Origin of the sequence: Acinetobacter gerneri DSM 14967 = CIP 107464 = MTCC 9824 (genome assembly GCF_000368565.1) — a bacterium.
Classification (GTDB): domain Bacteria; phylum Pseudomonadota; class Gammaproteobacteria; order Pseudomonadales; family Moraxellaceae; genus Acinetobacter; species Acinetobacter gerneri.
In genome coordinates this window covers 484,780-486,131 of the sequence record NZ_KB849542.1, presented here as the reverse complement: position 1 = coordinate 486,131, position 1,352 = coordinate 484,780, and the positions used below count along the sequence as shown (strand labels likewise).

1 protein-coding gene is annotated in these 1,352 nt (G+C 46.9%); it reads left to right on the top strand.

What is annotated here, in order from left to right; genetic code table 11:
* Nucleotides 1–1,352 (top strand): Ig-like domain-containing protein (locus tag F960_RS22935; protein WP_004861728.1); only part of this gene is annotated, 1,352 nt, incomplete at both ends.

Here is a 1,352-nt window from a genome sequence, read left to right as displayed (position 1 = left end):
CACGTTGACGTTCCAGAAATCACAGAAAATGGCACGAGTTTGTCAGGCACAGGCGAGGCTGGAAGCACGATCATTGTGACGGATGCTGATGGCAATACTTCTACAACTGTGGTGGATGAAAATGGTCATTGGACTTTCCCAGAAAATCCATTAACAGAAGGTGAAGTCGGAAGTATTGAAGCAATTGACACGAATGGTAATGAGTCTGGTCAAGCTCCTGTAGTCGGTGGTGATCAACATATTGACGTTCCAGAAATCACTGAAAATGGCACAAGTTTGTCAGGCACAGGCGAGGCTGGCAGCACGATCATCGTGACAGATGTGGATGGCAATACCTCTACGACGGTGGTAGATGAAAATGGCAATTGGACTTTCCCAGAAAATCCATTAACAGAAGGTGAAGTCGGAAGCATTGAAGCGATTGACACGAATGGCAACGAGTCTGGTGAAGTTGAGTTAATAGGTGGCGATCAACACGTTGACGTTCCTGAAATCACTGAAAATGGCACAAGTTTGTCAGGTACAGGTGAAGCTGGAAGCACGATCATCGTGACGGATGCGGATGGCAATACCTCTACGACGGTGGTGGATGAGAATGGCAATTGGACCTTCCCAGAGAATCCATTAACAGAAGGTGAAGTCGGAAGCATTGAAGCGATAGACACGAATGGCAATGAGTCAGGGAAAGCTGAGCTTGTCGGTGGTGATCAACACGTTGACGTTCCAGAAATCACTGAAAATGGCACAAGTTTGTCAGGAACTGGCGAGGCTGGTAGCACGATCATCGTGACGGATGCGGATGGCAATACCTCTACGACTGTGGTTGATGAGAATGTTGACGTTCCAGAAATCACTGAAAATGGCACAAGCTTGTCAGGCACAGGTGAAGCTGGAAGCACGATCATCGTGACGGATGCGGATGGCAATACCTCTACAACTGTGGTGGATGAAAATGGTCATTGGACTTTCCCAGAAAATCCATTGACCGAAGGTGAGCTTGGTACGATCGAAGCGATTGACACGAATGGTAATGAGTCTGGTGAAGTTGAGTTAATTGGCGGCGATCAACACGTTGATATTCCAGAAATCACTGAAAATGGCACGAGCTTGTCAGGTACAGGTGAAGCTGGAAGTACCATCATCGTGACAGATGCGGACGGTAATACCTCTACAACTGTGGTGGATGAGAATGGCAATTGGACTTTCCCAGAAAATCCATTAACAGAAGGTGAAGTCGGAAGCATTGAAGCGATAGATACGAATGGCAATGAGTCTGGTGAAGTAGAGTTAATTGGCGGTGATCAACACGTTGACGTTCCAGAAATCACAGAAAATGGCACAAGTTTGTCAGG